This is a genomic window from Clostridium sp. DFI.1.208, assembly GCF_024463855.1.
Lineage (GTDB): Bacteria > Bacillota_I > Bacilli_A > Erysipelotrichales > Erysipelotrichaceae > Clostridium_AQ.
The window spans coordinates 85,990-101,265 of record NZ_JANGCA010000001.1 but is presented as its reverse complement, the minus strand read 5'-3'; the positions used below and the strand labels follow the sequence as shown (position 1 = coordinate 101,265).

General features: G+C 46.6%; 18 protein-coding genes. 11 read left to right on the top strand and 7 right to left on the bottom strand.

Annotated features, from left to right (window positions below; all coding sequences use genetic code 11):
- Positions 1 to 61: 61 nt before the first annotated feature.
- The 6 genes from NE665_RS00555 to NE665_RS00530 all read right to left on the bottom strand — a co-directional run bounded on the left by NE665_RS00555 (position 62) and on the right by NE665_RS00530 (position 4,839).
- Positions 62 to 490, bottom strand: coding sequence for a DUF3021 family protein (locus tag NE665_RS00555; protein ID WP_117441608.1), 429 nt, complete (start codon positions 488 to 490; stop codon positions 62 to 64).
- An 11-nt stretch (positions 491 to 501) separates the two neighbouring features.
- Positions 502 to 942, bottom strand: coding sequence for a LytTR family DNA-binding domain-containing protein (locus NE665_RS00550; protein ID WP_117441609.1), 441 nt, complete (start codon positions 940 to 942; stop codon positions 502 to 504).
- Between the two features lie 11 nt (positions 943 to 953).
- On the bottom strand, positions 954 to 1,856 hold the full coding sequence (locus NE665_RS00545) for an ABC transporter permease (protein WP_117441610.1): 903 nt from the start codon (positions 1,854 to 1,856) through the stop codon (positions 954 to 956).
- Positions 1,853 to 2,776, bottom strand: coding sequence for an ABC transporter ATP-binding protein (locus NE665_RS00540; RefSeq protein WP_117441611.1), 924 nt, complete (start codon positions 2,774 to 2,776; stop codon positions 1,853 to 1,855). The genes NE665_RS00545 and NE665_RS00540 overlap by 4 nt, the downstream gene beginning before the upstream one ends.
- Before the next feature lie 336 nt (positions 2,777 to 3,112).
- Entirely contained in the window at positions 3,113 to 4,045 is a 933-nt protein-coding gene (locus NE665_RS00535; protein WP_117441612.1) for an RNA ligase family protein, read from the bottom strand.
- Positions 4,045 to 4,839 (bottom strand): Ku protein, encoded by a 795-nt coding sequence (locus tag NE665_RS00530; protein WP_117441613.1) that lies wholly within the window; start codon positions 4,837 to 4,839, stop codon positions 4,045 to 4,047. The genes NE665_RS00535 and NE665_RS00530 overlap by 1 nt, the downstream gene beginning before the upstream one ends.
- Before the next feature lie 568 nt (positions 4,840 to 5,407).
- Between NE665_RS00530 and NE665_RS00525 the strand changes: the two genes are divergently transcribed.
- Positions 5,408 to 5,986 (top strand): HD domain-containing protein, encoded by a 579-nt coding sequence (locus tag NE665_RS00525; RefSeq protein ID WP_117441614.1) that lies wholly within the window; start codon positions 5,408 to 5,410, stop codon positions 5,984 to 5,986.
- Positions 5,987 to 6,290: 304 nt separating this feature from the next.
- On the opposite strand, the gene NE665_RS00520 is transcribed toward NE665_RS00525, so the two are convergent.
- Positions 6,291 to 7,241, bottom strand: a complete 951-nt coding sequence (locus tag NE665_RS00520; protein ID WP_178759737.1) for a tRNA 2-thiocytidine biosynthesis TtcA family protein — start codon at positions 7,239 to 7,241, stop codon at positions 6,291 to 6,293.
- Between the two features lie 110 nt (positions 7,242 to 7,351).
- Between NE665_RS00520 and truB the strand changes: the two genes are divergently transcribed.
- The 10 genes from truB to NE665_RS00470 all read left to right on the top strand — a co-directional run bounded on the left by truB (position 7,352) and on the right by NE665_RS00470 (position 15,273).
- The gene (truB, locus tag NE665_RS00515; RefSeq protein WP_178759736.1) at positions 7,352 to 8,182 is read left to right on the top strand and encodes a tRNA pseudouridine(55) synthase TruB; all 831 of its coding nucleotides are present in this window, start codon (positions 7,352 to 7,354) and stop codon (positions 8,180 to 8,182) included.
- Positions 8,183 to 8,190: 8 nt separating this feature from the next.
- Entirely contained in the window at positions 8,191 to 9,135 is a 945-nt protein-coding gene (locus NE665_RS00510; RefSeq protein WP_117441702.1) for a bifunctional riboflavin kinase/FAD synthetase, read from the top strand.
- Positions 9,126 to 10,502, top strand: a complete 1,377-nt coding sequence (locus NE665_RS00505) for a RelA/spoT family protein (protein WP_117441617.1) — start codon at positions 9,126 to 9,128, stop codon at positions 10,500 to 10,502. The genes NE665_RS00510 and NE665_RS00505 overlap by 10 nt, the downstream gene beginning before the upstream one ends.
- Before the next feature lie 61 nt (positions 10,503 to 10,563).
- Positions 10,564 to 11,124, top strand: a complete 561-nt coding sequence (locus tag NE665_RS00500) for a SpoIIIAH-like family protein (RefSeq protein WP_117441618.1) — start codon at positions 10,564 to 10,566, stop codon at positions 11,122 to 11,124.
- 39 nt (positions 11,125 to 11,163) lie between these two features.
- Entirely contained in the window at positions 11,164 to 11,493 is a 330-nt protein-coding gene (locus tag NE665_RS00495; protein ID WP_002609026.1) for an Asp23/Gls24 family envelope stress response protein, read from the top strand.
- Positions 11,494 to 11,545: 52 nt separating this feature from the next.
- Entirely contained in the window at positions 11,546 to 12,457 is a 912-nt protein-coding gene (locus tag NE665_RS00490) for a 5'-nucleotidase (RefSeq protein WP_117441619.1), read from the top strand.
- 66 nt (positions 12,458 to 12,523) lie between these two features.
- Complete coding sequence (gene nusB, locus NE665_RS00485) at positions 12,524 to 12,901, top strand: transcription antitermination factor NusB (protein ID WP_117441620.1); 378 nt, start codon at positions 12,524 to 12,526, stop codon at positions 12,899 to 12,901.
- Positions 12,898 to 14,226, top strand: a complete 1,329-nt coding sequence (gene xseA / locus NE665_RS00480; protein ID WP_117441621.1) for an exodeoxyribonuclease VII large subunit — start codon at positions 12,898 to 12,900, stop codon at positions 14,224 to 14,226. Before nusB ends, xseA begins: the two co-directional genes overlap by 4 nt.
- On the top strand, positions 14,226 to 14,438 hold the full coding sequence (gene xseB / locus NE665_RS00475; protein ID WP_117441622.1) for an exodeoxyribonuclease VII small subunit: 213 nt from the start codon (positions 14,226 to 14,228) through the stop codon (positions 14,436 to 14,438). The genes xseA and xseB overlap by 1 nt, the downstream gene beginning before the upstream one ends.
- Entirely contained in the window at positions 14,431 to 15,273 is an 843-nt protein-coding gene (locus tag NE665_RS00470; protein ID WP_117441623.1) for a polyprenyl synthetase family protein, read from the top strand. Before xseB ends, NE665_RS00470 begins: the two co-directional genes overlap by 8 nt.
- The last annotated feature ends 3 nt before the right edge of the window (positions 15,274 to 15,276 follow it).

Here is a 15,276-nt window from a genome sequence, read left to right as displayed (position 1 = left end):
TAAAAAAGCGGCAGATATGAGTGAAATCCTCACGAATTCGGAACTCATTTGCCGCTTTTTGTCATGATGCTCTCTTTTTATAATACGTTTGCAGACGTTCATTCATAAGCATCGTATCCCGTTTTGATCGAAGCTGCAGTGTCGTGTATACAATCAGAAAGATACAGGCAATCATCAGCAGCATACTGAGAACCATCTGTATGCTGTTAAGGTAGAACCATTCAAAATACAGTCCGCTCAACAGCACAACTGTGTTGATATACAGATAATGCAGGAAAACGATGCCATAGTACAGCCGTCTGCTTTTGGGTTCTTTGCGGAACAGCAGATTGCCCAAAGTGCACAATAAGCTGCAGACGATAATCTGCCACAGAATGGCACTGCTCAGCTCGGGATTCTTCCAGAATATGCTGATATAAATGGCAGCACCGATAACGGTACAGGTAGTAATTGCAGAAAATGTAAACATCAGTTCTTTTAAAACACGCATAAGCAACCTCCCTATATTTTCAGCAGCACTTTGAGTGCGGCTACATATTGTCTTGATATTATGATTTTTTCATCGTTGAGCAGGGTAGCCTCCAAACGGCTGCCGAGAACAGGAGAAAGGAAGCGGATTTTACTTAGATTTACAATGGTGGATTTCGAGCAGCGGAAGAAATCAAGTCCGGCATAGCTGTCTTCGATTTCGTACAGCTTCTGCCGTATTTCATAGATATCTTTTTCCGTATAGAGGAAGGTCTTGTTATCAACGGATTCAAAATAATAAACATCATCCGGCCGGATTCTGGCGATGGTTCCGTTTTTTGTACAGGTGATTCGCTCATCACCGGCTTTCAGCTGTTGGAGGAGCTTCAGAACGGATTCGTTTAGAGAAGCACATCGGACGATAATGAGGTCTTCATCCTCTCTGGATGTTTTTTCTTCGATGATGATTTTCAAGCTGAGGCCTCCTATCTGTTGAATGTCGTATGTTTGTTCAATAAATATACGGTTATAGCTAAGGCTATTATACCACAAAGCAGCAAAGCGACAATCTGGATGTGGATGGAAAGCGTCTGATTGTTCAAAGAGACTGTGATTCCCATTGCTTCACGATAGGTATTGAAAAGGGAAGCAGGCAGCGTATGAAATAGATCACGCAGGGCTGATGCCGTAAAAATATCACGCATAATTGCTGTTTCATGCAGAAAGGGAAGACTTTTCAAGACGCCCTGTACAGCGCTTGGCAGCATACCGACAGGAAGATAGATGCCACCCAGAAAACCGATGAGAGTACCTGCCAGCGTGGAAAAGGCACCCCAGGCATGGTCACTGTTCACCCAATGCGCAATCAGTGCAACCAGAGCGCTGGATACAAAGGTGCATAGCAGCAACAGACCACAGACCTGCAGGGCCTGAGAAAGATTGAGAAAGGCATAACCGGAAAAGCTTACATAACAAAAGGACAGCACCAACAGCAGGATGCACATGACAAAGCCCATCACCACAGCAGAGAGCAGATAGGACAGCATCAGAATCGAGCGGGGAACACAGGAGCAGTAAAAGCTTTCCAGTTTTTTCTGTTCCTTATCCTGAATGAATATACCGATCATGGTAATAGGGACGGTAAAGGCATTGACAACGAGTATACCCGCGATTGTCCACATGGTAATCAGATGCATAGCATCCGCTTCCTGAATGCTGCCCTGCGCTTGCTGAACCAGCTGCATCAGTTCATCTTTATTCATATCGCCCAGAAATACAAGCATCAGCAGCAGGACAATCAAAACAGAAAGCATGGAAAAGAATACTGCGGAGCGATCACGGACATATAGCAGGATATGTCGTTTGGTTAGCGTATATAACGTTGTCATTGGGCTGCCTCCTTCTCCAGTGCTTTCCCGGTGATATTTAGGAATACATCATCCATCGTCCCCTGCAGCACCTCAAAGCCTTCGATATAGGGCTGTACCGCTGGCAGAATATGCAGGGCGTCCATGGTATTGTTCAACTCTACCAGATAACGTTGGTCATGGTGCTGATAGGAAACCTGCAGACGAGTCAACAGCTTTGCCAGCTTTTCTTGCTTTGCTGCGATGAGGATGAGTCTGTCTTTTGCGTAGCGATCTTTTAATTCATAGGGTGTTCCATATTCCATCAGCTCCCCCTGATCAATAACGGCAATATGGGCTGCCTTTGCGGCCTCCTCCATATAATGCGTTGTGAGAAAAACAGTCATATTGCGGTTTTTCTGCAGCTGCTCAATACAATTCCATACCGACTGCCTCGTTGCCGGATCAAGTCCGGTAGTCGGTTCATCCAGAAATAAAATCTTAGGCTCATGCATCAATGCTGCGGCAATTTCACAGCGCCGCTTCTGTCCGCCTGAAAGATGAGCGTACCGCTTTGCCGCAATTTCCTGGAGTTCTAGCAGCTCACACACCTGTTTTCCGCGCTGTTGTAAAGCGCTGCGGCTGTTTTCATATAAAGCGCCGCGGATCAACAAATTCTCCCGGACACTCAGCTTATCATCCAGACTATTCTGCTGCTGCACGACACCAATACACTTGCGTATTTCCTGATTGTCCTTGCCAAGTCTATGATTGCATATCAGCGCTGTACCCTCATTGGGTCGTAAGAGGGTAGTGAGCATGTGAATCGTCGTTGACTTTCCGGCACCGTTGATACCCAGAAAGCCAAACAGCTCCCCCTCCTTCACGTGAAAGCTAATATCCTTCACTGCAGTAAAATTCCCGTATTTTTTATTCAAATGGGATACGTCGATTACGTTCATAATCATTCCTCCTTGCAGTACCACCTTACAATGAAACCGATATTATATGCAATACGGATAACGGTAAGTGGCACAGTGACAGGGGTAAGTAGGGAAAATTTAGGGATGAGCTGCACAAGAGAAGCTGCGGCATATCATATAATCAAAGCGTACAGGAGAAGGGGACCGCCTTATCTGTGCGCAATAAAACAAGGGATCTTTCCGCATGAGCATTCGCAAATCAACAAACAGCATAAACAAAAAAAGACAATCTATAGGGATGAAAAAGCATCCGGATTCAGATTGTCTTTATTTCAGTCCTGATACATCGTTTGTATGCAGTGTTGCCTTACGTGGTTAGAGCTTGCTTTGACAGTCCGCAATTGCTTTATCCTCACGAAAGCCTTTGAATACCGGCTGTCGCAAGCCGCCCTGTTCTGTATACTGCATGAATTTTACCGTTCCTACCAGTGGCGGATCGATCCATACGGCTTCTTCATTTCCCTCAGGGATCGTTGTTAAAAAGCTGGTATCGGTTTTTTCACTATGTTCCATCAGATAGGGAAGTGATGCACCCATGGTCACATGTCCCTTGTATACCACCTGATGGTGCTGGTCATACTGTGCCAGAATGAGAGACACAATGCCTTTCTCCTTGATAATATAGCCGCAGATGATGAAGTCATCATCCAGCAGATTCTTGCATTTGATCCAGTCCTTCGTGCGCTTTCCACACACATAGCGGCTGTCTTTGCGTTTGGCGACGATTCCCTCAAGACAGCGCTGCTTTGTCAGCTCAAACAGCGCAATACCGTTGGTTTCGATATAGCGGGAGATCGAAAGCCGATCATTTTCCTGAACTGTCTTTTCCAGCAGCTGTTTGCGTTTCATGAGCGGCTGATCAATGACGAATGCATCCTTGTAATAGAGGATGTCAAAGGCGGTGAAGCTGGCAGGGAACTGGCGGGAATGCAAACGGATTTTAAATGGGTCCGAGGTCAGTGTCCGCTTCTGTACCTGAAAGAAATCAGGCTCTCCATCATGAAAAATATACAGCTCACCATCCAGAATGCAGCGCGTTTTTACCTGCCGGTGCAGCTGTGACAGCTCCGGAAATTTAGCATTCAGCTTCAGATTTCGTTTGTTTCTCAGCTCGGTGCTGTCTTTATCCAGATACAACAGACAGCGTACACCATCCAGCTTCCACTCATAGATGTAATCCTCATCATCGAAGGCCGGCTGCTCCAGCCCGATAAGCATCGGAGAAGCATCTCTGGCAGCAAAGTCCATCAGTGCTTCACGCTCCTGCGTCTTCCCTTGGGCTTCATTTCAGAAAGAGACTGCTGCAAGGCCTCCATCAAATCGACTGGAGTCGCAGTATCCTGCTTGCGGTCACTGGCATGTACAATATGCTGACCACTGATTTTTTCTTCGATTGCAGAGCGCAGTCGTTCCTGAAATTCATCATGGTAATCACTGGGGTCAAAGGGCTTGGTCATCGACTGAATCAGCTGCTTTGCCATATCACTTTCTGCCTTGACCAGCTTGGGACGGGCGAAAGCCTTTGGGTTTTCGGCAATCTCTTCCTCATAGAACAATGTCTTCACCAGAATACCGTCATCATCGGGACAGAGCGCCAGCAAAGTTTCCTTTGTGCCGATCACCGTTTTTGCGATTGCGACAACAGACAGCCTTGCCATGGCATCCCGCAACAGCTCATATGCCTTTTCCGCATGCTTTTCTGGCACGGCATAATAGTTTTTCTCATAATAGATATCATCGATTTCCTGCAGCTGTGTAAACTGTAGAATCGTAATCGTGCGATCCTTTTCTGCCTTTAAGGCATCAATCTCTTCATTATCCATAATGACATACTTATCCTTTTCATACTGATATCCCTTTACGATATCGGCTGCCTTCAGCTCCTTATCGCAATGTCCGCAGTATTTTTTATAATGCACACGTTCATGTGTCTTCTTACAGAGCTGGTTGAAGGAAATATCCACATCTCTGGTGGTTCGATACATTTGAATGGGAATATGTACCAGACCGAAGGAAATAGCTCCCTTATGTGCAACTGCCATCATTATCACCTCATCATTAGGTTGTGAAATATCAGTAAAACCTATACAAAAAATGCAGGAAGCCAAATATTTGCATTTTGTATGCAATTCTGATAAAATATCCGATTAAAAATCCTCGAGCATAAGCGGATACAGACAATGAAAATGGAACAACAAAAAAAATAAAGTCAAGAGTATTATTTCCATCAATCCATGATATACTATAGATGTCCAGGAGGTACAAATTTTTCCTACACTTAGAGATAAGGGACTCCGGATGTTGTATTTTGGTGTGAATACCTGCACATCCTAGGTAAGACTGTAGGGATCCTAAAAAATTACACAGGGGACCCACCTGTATTTACAGGGAAAGATCTCTCCTCCTGGGCACTATAAAGCAGATGATGAAAATTCATCTGTTTTTTGTTTTTAGCTATGAATGTCAGAACACTTCAGAAGCCTGCAAAAGCAGCTTAGAGCATTCACGAGATACAATTTGTTTTGTGCTTCGCAGCGTTTTCCTGCTTTTTGTAATTTTCACAGGTAAGAATACCTGTTATAATATTAGTATACGTACGGAGGAACGCTTATGGAGAACAAGGAACGGTTTTTATCAATATACAGGGAGCATATCCATCGGGAGGGCAGCGAGAAGCTACTGGAATACCTGCTGTCGGAGCATAGTGATTTCTTTCGGGCACCGGCAAGTACCCGCTTTCATGGTGCTCATACACAGGGACTGCTGGAGCACAGCCTGAATGTGTACGACTGTTTGAAGGATTATCTGAGCCGTCCAAGGGTAAAGGAATGCTATCATATGGATTATAATGAGGAAACGATTGCTATTGTGGCATTGCTGCATGATATATGCAAGATCAACTGCTATAAGGAAAGCACGCGCAATCAGAAGGTGAATGGACAGTGGGTACAGGTTCCCTATTACGAATATGATGACAGGTTGCCGTATGGTCATGGCGAAAAGAGCGTCTATATCATCACCGGTTTTATGCGACTGAGCAGAGAGGAAGCCTTTGCCATTCGCTATCATATGGGATTCAGCGGCAGTGAAGAGGTGCGAAATGTCGGCGCAGCCTTTGAAATGTATCCGCTGGCATTCGCTCTAAGTACGGCAGATATGGAAGCGACGTACTATCTGGAAGAGAAGTAGGCTGTAAAAAGGGTAAAAAGCAGGGAATAAAGACAGGGGGCTGCCATTCGCCGTATGATTTAGGCCTGCCAGCTTGCTAACAAATTACTCCGAGCGCATCCATATGCATTTTCCTGACGCAATATGCGTGGGCTTATCGCATAAGATTTGCATCGCTGCAATAGCAATATATTCTGCTGCAGGATAGAAGCGTTCCATGTATCAGCAGGACATGTCAGTATAGAAAAAGGAACGATCAAAAGGTAAGGGAACATCTACACATTGTGAACATAGAAAAAAAACGTCTCTGACGTTTTTTTTACTATCAATCCTTCCCAGGAGCATATGCCTCAAAGATTTCCCTGATTGCTGTTCCATCCATGATGGCTTTGCTTTCCTCTTCACGAATTTTCAAATGACGGCGCTGCTTGGGGGTGTCGCTGTGCGAATAGACGATAAAATAATGAACCCCATGGCGTGTCAGCTGCAAATCTCCTTCCTCCTTCAGAAGTACGGACATAGCTTTCGCTTTCTCTGCCTTGTGGTCACCCTCTCTATGCCACAGCTCTACCTGATCCTCGTTGTAAAGCATCCGGATGAAATTTTTCTGTGCCATTGGATAGCTCCTGTAAAATTTCTGCAGCATGTCCTTCATCGCCTGTCGCTCCGTATACCCGTCATTGGGACAGGTGCTTTTCACATACGGAATCTGATTTCGCTCCAGCGCAGATAAAATCTCACTCTCATAGGAATAAACCAGCGGACGGATAAAGGTGGTGTCAGTTCGTGACATATACATCTTGGGTAAAAACGTTGCCAGCTTTCCGCCGTGTATCGCATTCATCAGCAGGGTTTCCACAGCATCATCGCTGTGATGGCCGAATGCCACCTTTGTGCAGTTCAGCTTCTTTGCGGCCTCGATGACCGTTGCCTTTTTAAATTTGGAACAGAGACTGCATTTGATGTTGCCCTCCTTATCCGGATTCCGCTTCAAAATCTCATATACCTTGGAATCAAACTGGTGAAAGGCGATACCGTGGTTTTGGCAGAAAGCCACAACCTCGCTGAAATCCATATTCGGGAAGCCGAGCTTAATGTGAATGCCGACCACCTCGAAATTTCTGTCTGCGAATTTTGAATACATGTGCAGTGCAGTCAACAGCACCATGCTGTCCTTACCACCGCTCACCCCTACGGCAATGCGATCACCGTCATCGATCAGCTGGTAATCCTGATCCGCTTTTCGTATATCCCCTAATATTGTATGTAGCTCCATTTTTTCACATCCTTTAGAAACCGTTTTATTATACCATGCTTTTTTTCACTTTCACATATTCCTCTCATGTTTTGTGAAAAATCTATGGTATAATTAGTGACGGTGATAAGATGGACGGTATTTTACTAATAAACAAGGAACAGAATATGACTTCGCATGATGTGGTGGCACGTCTGCGAAGAATTTTACATACAACGAAAATCGGACACAGCGGCACACTGGATCCGAATGCGACCGGTGTGCTGCTGGTTCTGATTGGCAAGGCCTGCAAGGCACTGCCGTTTCTGGAGGATACAGACAAGGAATACGTTGCGACACTGCAGCTAGGAATGCGTACGATCAGCGATGATATATGGACGGACCCGCTGGAGGAAGCACCGATTCAGCCGATTGATGATTTTCAGGGGGTTCTGGACAGCTTTCGCGGTGTGCAGAAGCAGGTGCCGCCTATGATTTCCAGTGTCCGTGTAAACGGAAGAAAGCTTTATGAATATGCACGGGAAGGGAAAGAGGTAACGCGTCCTGAGCGTGAGGTAACCATTTATGATATTGAAGCACTGGATGCATCGAAGCTGATGTTCAGAGTCAGCTGTAGCTCGGGCACCTATGTGCGCTCTTTGTGTCATGATATTGCACGGAAAACAGGAAATCTGGGATGCATGTCCTCACTGGTACGAACGAAGGTCGGACGTTTTTCCCTTTCTCAATGCGTCACATTACAGGATGTCATGGAGGGACGGTTCCAGCTGCACACACTGCAGGAGGTACTTTCCCATTATGCGCCTGTGGAATATGAAAAGCCTGCGGATATTTATAACGGAAAGAAAATCACACTGCGTTGTGAGGCGGATGATGTCGCCATTACGCATAACGGCAGCATCGTCGCTATCTATCAGCGTGAGGATGCAGAGGTGTTTCGCTGTGTCCGCGGCTTATGGTAGGTGAAGATATGAAGGTACTGCATATAAATGAAACGCAGACTGCGGCTGTGGAAGAACCACTGACAGCCTGTATCGGCTATTTTGACGGTCTGCATCTGGGACATCAGAAGCTGATTGAGGAGGTGAAGCGTGTTGCGAAAAAGCGCAATACCCGCTGTGCCCTGATCACCTTTGATCCCGATCCCTGGTGTGTGATCAAGGGACTGCAGGATATCCCGCACATCACCCCGATGAAGCAGCGGATGCGGATTGCAGAGACGCTGGGGATCGAATACTGGATCGTTCTTGATTTTTCCAAAGAGATGGCGGATTTATCCCCGCAGGAATTTCATGAGAGAGTGCTCAAGCCGCTGCGACTGGATACTCTGGTTTGCGGATATGATTTCCATTATGGAAGAAAAGGGGAGGGGGATGCACAATCTTTGCTTGCACAGACGGATTTTGATGTGCATGTCATCGATCAGGTCAGTAGTGAGCATAAGAAAATCAGCTCCTCGCGTATTGAAGAGCTGATTCAGGAGGGCGATATGGAAAAGGCGGCTCGTTTTATGGGACGCTGGTACGATATGGAGGGAAGTGTCAAGGGGGGCAGTCACGTAGGAAAAAAGAATGGCTTTCCTACGGCCAACCTGCGTCTGAAGGAGCTTTATGTCATGCCGAAAAAGGGGGTTTATGTGGGGGCGGTCAAGGTGCTGGGAACATGGCACAGGGCGATGATAAACGTCGGTAACAACCCAACCTACAATTATCAGGAAACAGGGTCCATTGAAGCACATCTTCTGGATTTTGATCAGGATATCTATGAGTTGCCGGTCATCTTCCGGTTCCTGTCCTATATTCGCAAGGAACAGAAATTTCCGGATGCATGCGCACTTGGTGAACAGCTGAAAAAAGACCTGGCAACGACACGTTCCTATTTTGAAAAGGGAAAGGAGTCAGCCCTATGCGATTAAAGGTATTTGACACGATTGATGAAGCATTAGCCCTGCTTTCAGAAAATAATGAATTTTATCATGGAATTGAACGGGAAATCGAGCAGTATCTGATTGCGGTATTCAAGGAGTCCAGTGAAATGATCGTCGATATCAATTCACGTGTGAAGTCAAAGGAAAGCCTGCGGGAAAAGATCATCCGCAACCGCTTTTATGTGGAAAATGACAGTGCGCAGGGGATTCTGGATAATCTAAGCGATTTGATCGGCTTTATTATCGAATGTCGTTTCATTGAGGATGAATACAATGTGCTCAACAAAATACGGGAAACGCTCACTATCCGCAACGAAGAGGATGGCTTCTATTATAATGAAATCAATCCGAATTTCTTTCTGGACTGTGCCTCACGACAGCCCCAGATTCAGAAAAACGGCTTTGCCATCTACCGCATTGACGGCTATTATCTGAAGGACGGACAAAAGGTCAATGTGGAGCTGCAGATCAAGGCGCTTGTGCATTCCTTCTGGGGTGAAATCGAGCATAAGCTGGTGTATAAGAATACAAATTATTATGTGTATGATGACTTCATGAAGGATCTGCTTGCCAGCATCAAGGCCAATCTGACGATTACCGACCGGCAGCTGAACATCATTTACAATCAGATGCAGGAAACCTCACTGAGTGATGCGAGTATTACGGAAACCAGCTTTGAGAAGCAGATTTCCAAGGCCATCAACGATCTGTTTGCATTGAAGATGAACGAGTCCATCGGCTTTACGATGAATCTGAAAAGTGTGTCTACCATTCTGGGACATTATATCTTCATTAAGGATATTCGCTTTGACGGCGGTAATAATGATCGCATATCCTCTTTATTCCGGACCTTCAAAAAGCTGAATTCCATCCAGATGGATTTTGAAAATGAAATTCTCATGGATGCGGATTTCTATTCAAAGGATGTCTTTGTGCATATTCTGGGGAATTATCTGATTTCCGTGCTGAACCGCGATTATGACTGGTTTGTCTTCTTTAAGATGCTGTTCGCCATCGAGCCGGGAAATAACATGGAGGATTTCTGTCTGTTTTTAAACGTCATCAAGAATTATCTGGTCGACAATTACTGGCTGAATACAAGCTTTGTCCGTCTGCCGATGGATCAAAGCGATCTGCTGCATGAGGAATGCGCCCGCATTCTGGCGAACTCACTGTGCGGAATTGGTACGATTGATATCATTCACGACGATAAAATGGTTGCCATCAACAAGGCGTTTGTACGCTTTATCGAGGAGCTGGAGAACCGTGTGATCTCCTATTCCGACTTCATGCAGTATCGCAGCGCCTATTATGAGGACTGGATGCAGCGCATAAACAATATTTTTCAAAAGTGAAATAACTGGTATAAGAGGTGTTCTTCCTGCATAGGGTGTAATAGCAAGGAGGGCACTTTTTATGAATAAACAAGCACTTGCATTTCTGACCATGTTCTCTCTGATTCTGATGCTGTCTGTCTACTATGTGACACTGCCGGCGGATTCCACCAGTGTCATGGAGGAGCAGGCTCCCCAGTCTGATCAGAATGCAGACAAGGAAAACACAGCTTCAACAAAGACAGAGGATGCGCAGGGCAAGACGGAAGAAGCACAGGAACAGAAGAAAGATACATCAGAATCGGCAGAGGATTCGGCAAAGCTGCAGGATAGCATCGACCAGAAAAAGGAAGAGGAGATCAACCGCAATTCCAGTGTTGTAGCGGATACCAAGAGTGATGACGGCGCAAAGAAAGAAGCACTTGCGGCAATCGATGAGCTGAAGGATGAGAAAAGCATGCAGAAAAGCGTGGTTGACCTGTTGAAGAAGGACGGCTATCAGACAGCAGTGGAAATCAACGGAGATACCTGCATCATTTCGGTTTTTGAACAGAAGGATGACAAAAATATTGCGAAAACGATCATGCAGAAGGCACAGGATGCTACAAATCACAAATATTTGATGGAAGTTACTTTCAAATAGGAAATCTTTTTGGTATAATAAGCCTAGAAGGTGATGAAAATGGCTCAAGAGTATATTGCATTAAAGGAACGAAACAATGCAGGTGTAATCGCACTCAGCAAATCTGCATTCCAGACGATTGCGAAAATCGTTGTCGAAGAGGATGAAAACATTCGGCTGGCGGACAGCGCTACACCGTTTAAATATCCGATCAGCTGCAAAATCGTGAACGATCAGCTGATCTTGTCCATCGACATAAAGGTAAAGTACAGCGTAAACGTAAATGAAGAATCAAGCAAGGTACAGAGTAAGATCTTTGAAAATATTGAACATATGACCGGGTATACACCGGATATCATCGATATCCACGTCGTTGGCTTTATCTTTTAAAGAAATCCTTACGGATTTCTTTTTTTTACTTGAACAGAAGGGATGTGTATACATGGCGGTAAGTCTTGAAGACTGCCTGGTAATCGGGATATCCAGCCGGGCATTGTTTGATCTGGATGATGAAAACTACATATATGAAACCAAGGGATTACAGGCGTATAGTGAATATCAGCTGGCGCATGAGCAGGAAATTTTGAAGCCGGGCAGTGGGTTTGCTCTGGTAAAGGCTTTGCTGAAGCTGAATGAGATAAGTAAGAAGCGAAGAGTTGAGGTGCTGATCATGTCACGCAACAGTGCGGATACCTCTTTGCGCATTTTCTCTTCGATTGCCCATTACGGACTGGATATCACACGGGCAGTATTAAGCGGCGGAGGCGGGTTAACCGGGTATCTGGATGCCTTCGGTGTGGATTTGTTTCTAAGCGCCAATGAGGAGGATGTACGTGCGGCACTGGCTGCCGGCTTTGCGGCGGGACGTATTTATACAAATGCCACTGAGGGCTATGATCCGCTGCAGGATATTGAGCAGATTCGGATAGCCTTTGACGGGGATGCCGTTCTGTTTTCCGATGCGAGCGAACAGATTTATCAAAAGGACGGTCTGGAAGCATTCGCGGAGCATGAAAGAGCCTGTGCCCGTCAGGTATTGCCGGAGGGTCCCTTTGCACATTTTCTCAAGACGATAGCTGCACTGCAAAAGGAATTTGAAGGGCATGCACCGATACGCACCGCTCTTGTGACCGCCCGCAATGCACCGGCGCACGAGCGGGTGATCCGTACGCTAAGAGCCTGGGATGTTCGCATTGATGAGGCCTTCTTTCTGGGCGGTATCACAAAGCGCGAGGTGCTGAAGGCATTTGGTGCGCATATCTTCTTCGATGACCAAAGCAGTCATACGACGCCTGCCAGCAGTGTCGTGCCGAGTGCACAGGTTGTGTATGGCAGCGAAAAGTGTAAAAATTAGCAGGAGCTAAGACTTAAAAGTAACAGTCAAATATGATAAAATAAGAAAGATGAATGGAGGATTTCTATGAACAGCAGACATAAACTACGGGAACTGGCGATGACCAGCCTGTATCAGCATTTTTTATTACAGAAGGATATCAAGGAGTGTGTATACGACAACAGTGAAACCAATGAGATCGATCCGTTTCTATACACGGTGACCATCGATGCCATCCGTTATCAGGATGTCTACATCGATAAGATCAATGCGGCACTTCGCCAGGATTGGACGTTTGCGCGTCTTGGCTTTGTGGAACAGGCCATTTTGATCATGGCAGCATGTGAGCTGGATCTGGAAACGGCACCGAAGGCGATTGTCATCGATGAGGCCATCACGCTTGCGAAAAAATACTGTGACGATGAAACCTATCGTCTGATCAACGGGGTACTGGATCGTCTATGAGTCAGAATGTTTATAGTGTATCCTCGCTGGTTCACTATATCAAGCAGACGCTGGACAATGATATCCGTATCCAGTCCATTCTCATCAAGGGGGAAATCAGCAATTTTACCAATCACCGCAGCGGACACTGGTATTTTACCCTAAAGGATACCCGTGCCAAAATCAGCTGTGTTATGTTTTCTTCCCATGCCAGACGCTGTCATATTCTGTTAAAGGAAGGCATGAAGGTCATCGTAACGGCCTCTGTTTCCATGTATGAGGCAGGGGGAAGTGTTCAGCTGTATGTGACAGCGGTACGCTCGGATGGTCTGGGCGATTTGTTTCTGCAGCTGGAGGAAGTCAAAAAGAAGCTGGCTGCACAGGGCTTGTTTGATCCGCAGAAGAAAAAGCCGCTTCCCTCATATCCGATGAGCATCGGTGTGATCACTGCGAAAACCGGAGCTGCCGTGCAGGATATTCTGACGACGATTTCCCGGCGCTGGCCGCTGGCTGAGGTTGTGGTCTATCCGAGTCTGGTACAGGGCATTCAGGCAAGTGAGGCCATTGTGGATAATCTGCGCAAAGCGGATCAGGGCGGACACGATGTTGTCCTGCTGGCAAGAGGCGGTGGACCGATTGAGGATTTGTGGTGCTTCAATGAGGAAGCAGTCGCCCGCGCCGTGTTTGCCATGCAGACGGTCATCGTAAGCGGTGTCGGTCATGAAACGGATACGACCCTGGTGGATTATGTGTCCGATGCCCGGGCGCCGACACCGACTGCTGCCGCAGAGCTGATCACGCCAGATCTGGAAGAGGTGCGCATGAACGTATCTTTGATGCGGCGGCGTTTAATAAAGGACATGGAAACGCGTTTGCATATGGCAAAACAGGCCCTGGAGCCGATTCGTTCACACCGCTATATGCGCGATCCATTAAGCTACATACGGGAAGAGGAAATGAAGCTTGCCATGCATGTGCAGCAGCTGAGCATTGTGGAAACTACGGTTGCTTCTCTGGCTATGCGGCTGAAGCAGAATTCCCATAAGCTTGCCATACATAGTGAACGCCTGTTTCAAAAGAACACACGCAGCATTGCGGAAAGCAGACTTCGTTTAACACAGGCACTGCACAATTACGATATCCAGCGGAAACGCCAGATGGGAAATATCAGTGCACTGCTGGATGCCTATTCCCCGCTGAAAAGCCTGTCTCGCGGATATGCCATTGCCTATCATGGTGATGAAGTGATATCCAGCGTGGAGGATGTAGAACAACACGATCAGCTGCGCTTGCGCATGCAGGATGGATATTTATATACCAATATTGAGAAGAAGGAGAAACTATAATGGAACAGAAACTGCCGTTTAAGCAATCCATGAGCCGGCTGGAGGAAATCATCGCCGCACTGGAAAAGAATGAAATTGAGCTGGAGGATGCTATCGCCCTGTTTGAAGAGGGCTTACAGCTGGTGAATTCCTGTGATTCACAGCTGAAAAATTTTGAGAATCGTGTGCAGGAGCTGTTAAATACCTATCAGGAGGGCAGCGACAATGCCTGATTTTGAAAGCTATCTGTCCCATTGTCTGGATACGCTGGAGCACAGCAGAGTCCGTGAGGCGATGCAGTATTCCTTGATGGCAGGCGGCAAGCGAGTACGCCCCAAGCTGCTGCTGGCAGTGCTGCGTGCCTATGGTCTTGAGGAGTCGATCGGCTATCCTGTAGCCGCTGCGATTGAAATGATCCATACCTATTCCTTGATTCATGATGATCTGCCGGCGATGGACAATGATACACTGCGCAGAGGCATGCCGACCTGTCATGTGAAATATGGCGAGGATGTTGCCATTCTGGCAGGGGATGCCCTTTTGACGCAGGCCTTTCATACAGCAGCAATGTGTACTTGCCGCGCAGAGGTGCTTGTAGAGATTTTAAAGCTGCTTTCCGATTTCAGCGGAGCAAACGGCATGATACTTGGACAGATCAAGGATCTGGAGGGTGAGGCAAATCCAAGCATTGATCACGCAGGACTGCAGGATATCCATTACTATAAAACCGGAAGACTGCTGAGTCTGCCGCTCGTCTGTGCCGCGTTGATTGCGGAACGCAATGAGGATGTAGCGGTGTGGGAGCGCATTGGGGCGGATACCGGACTATCCTTCCAGATACAGGATGATATATTGGATGTTACCAGCACTGTTGAGGAGCTTGGAAAAAACATCAACAGTGATGCGGAAAATGATAAAACAACCTACGTTACGCTGATGGGAATCGAGGCTGCCCAAAAGGAAGCGGACGTCTATTACCAGCGGGCCCTTGCGCAGCTCGCTACGCTGCAGTTGGATGCAGCACCGGTAAGAAAGCTGTTTGACCAGCTGATGAAACGAAAGAACTGAGAG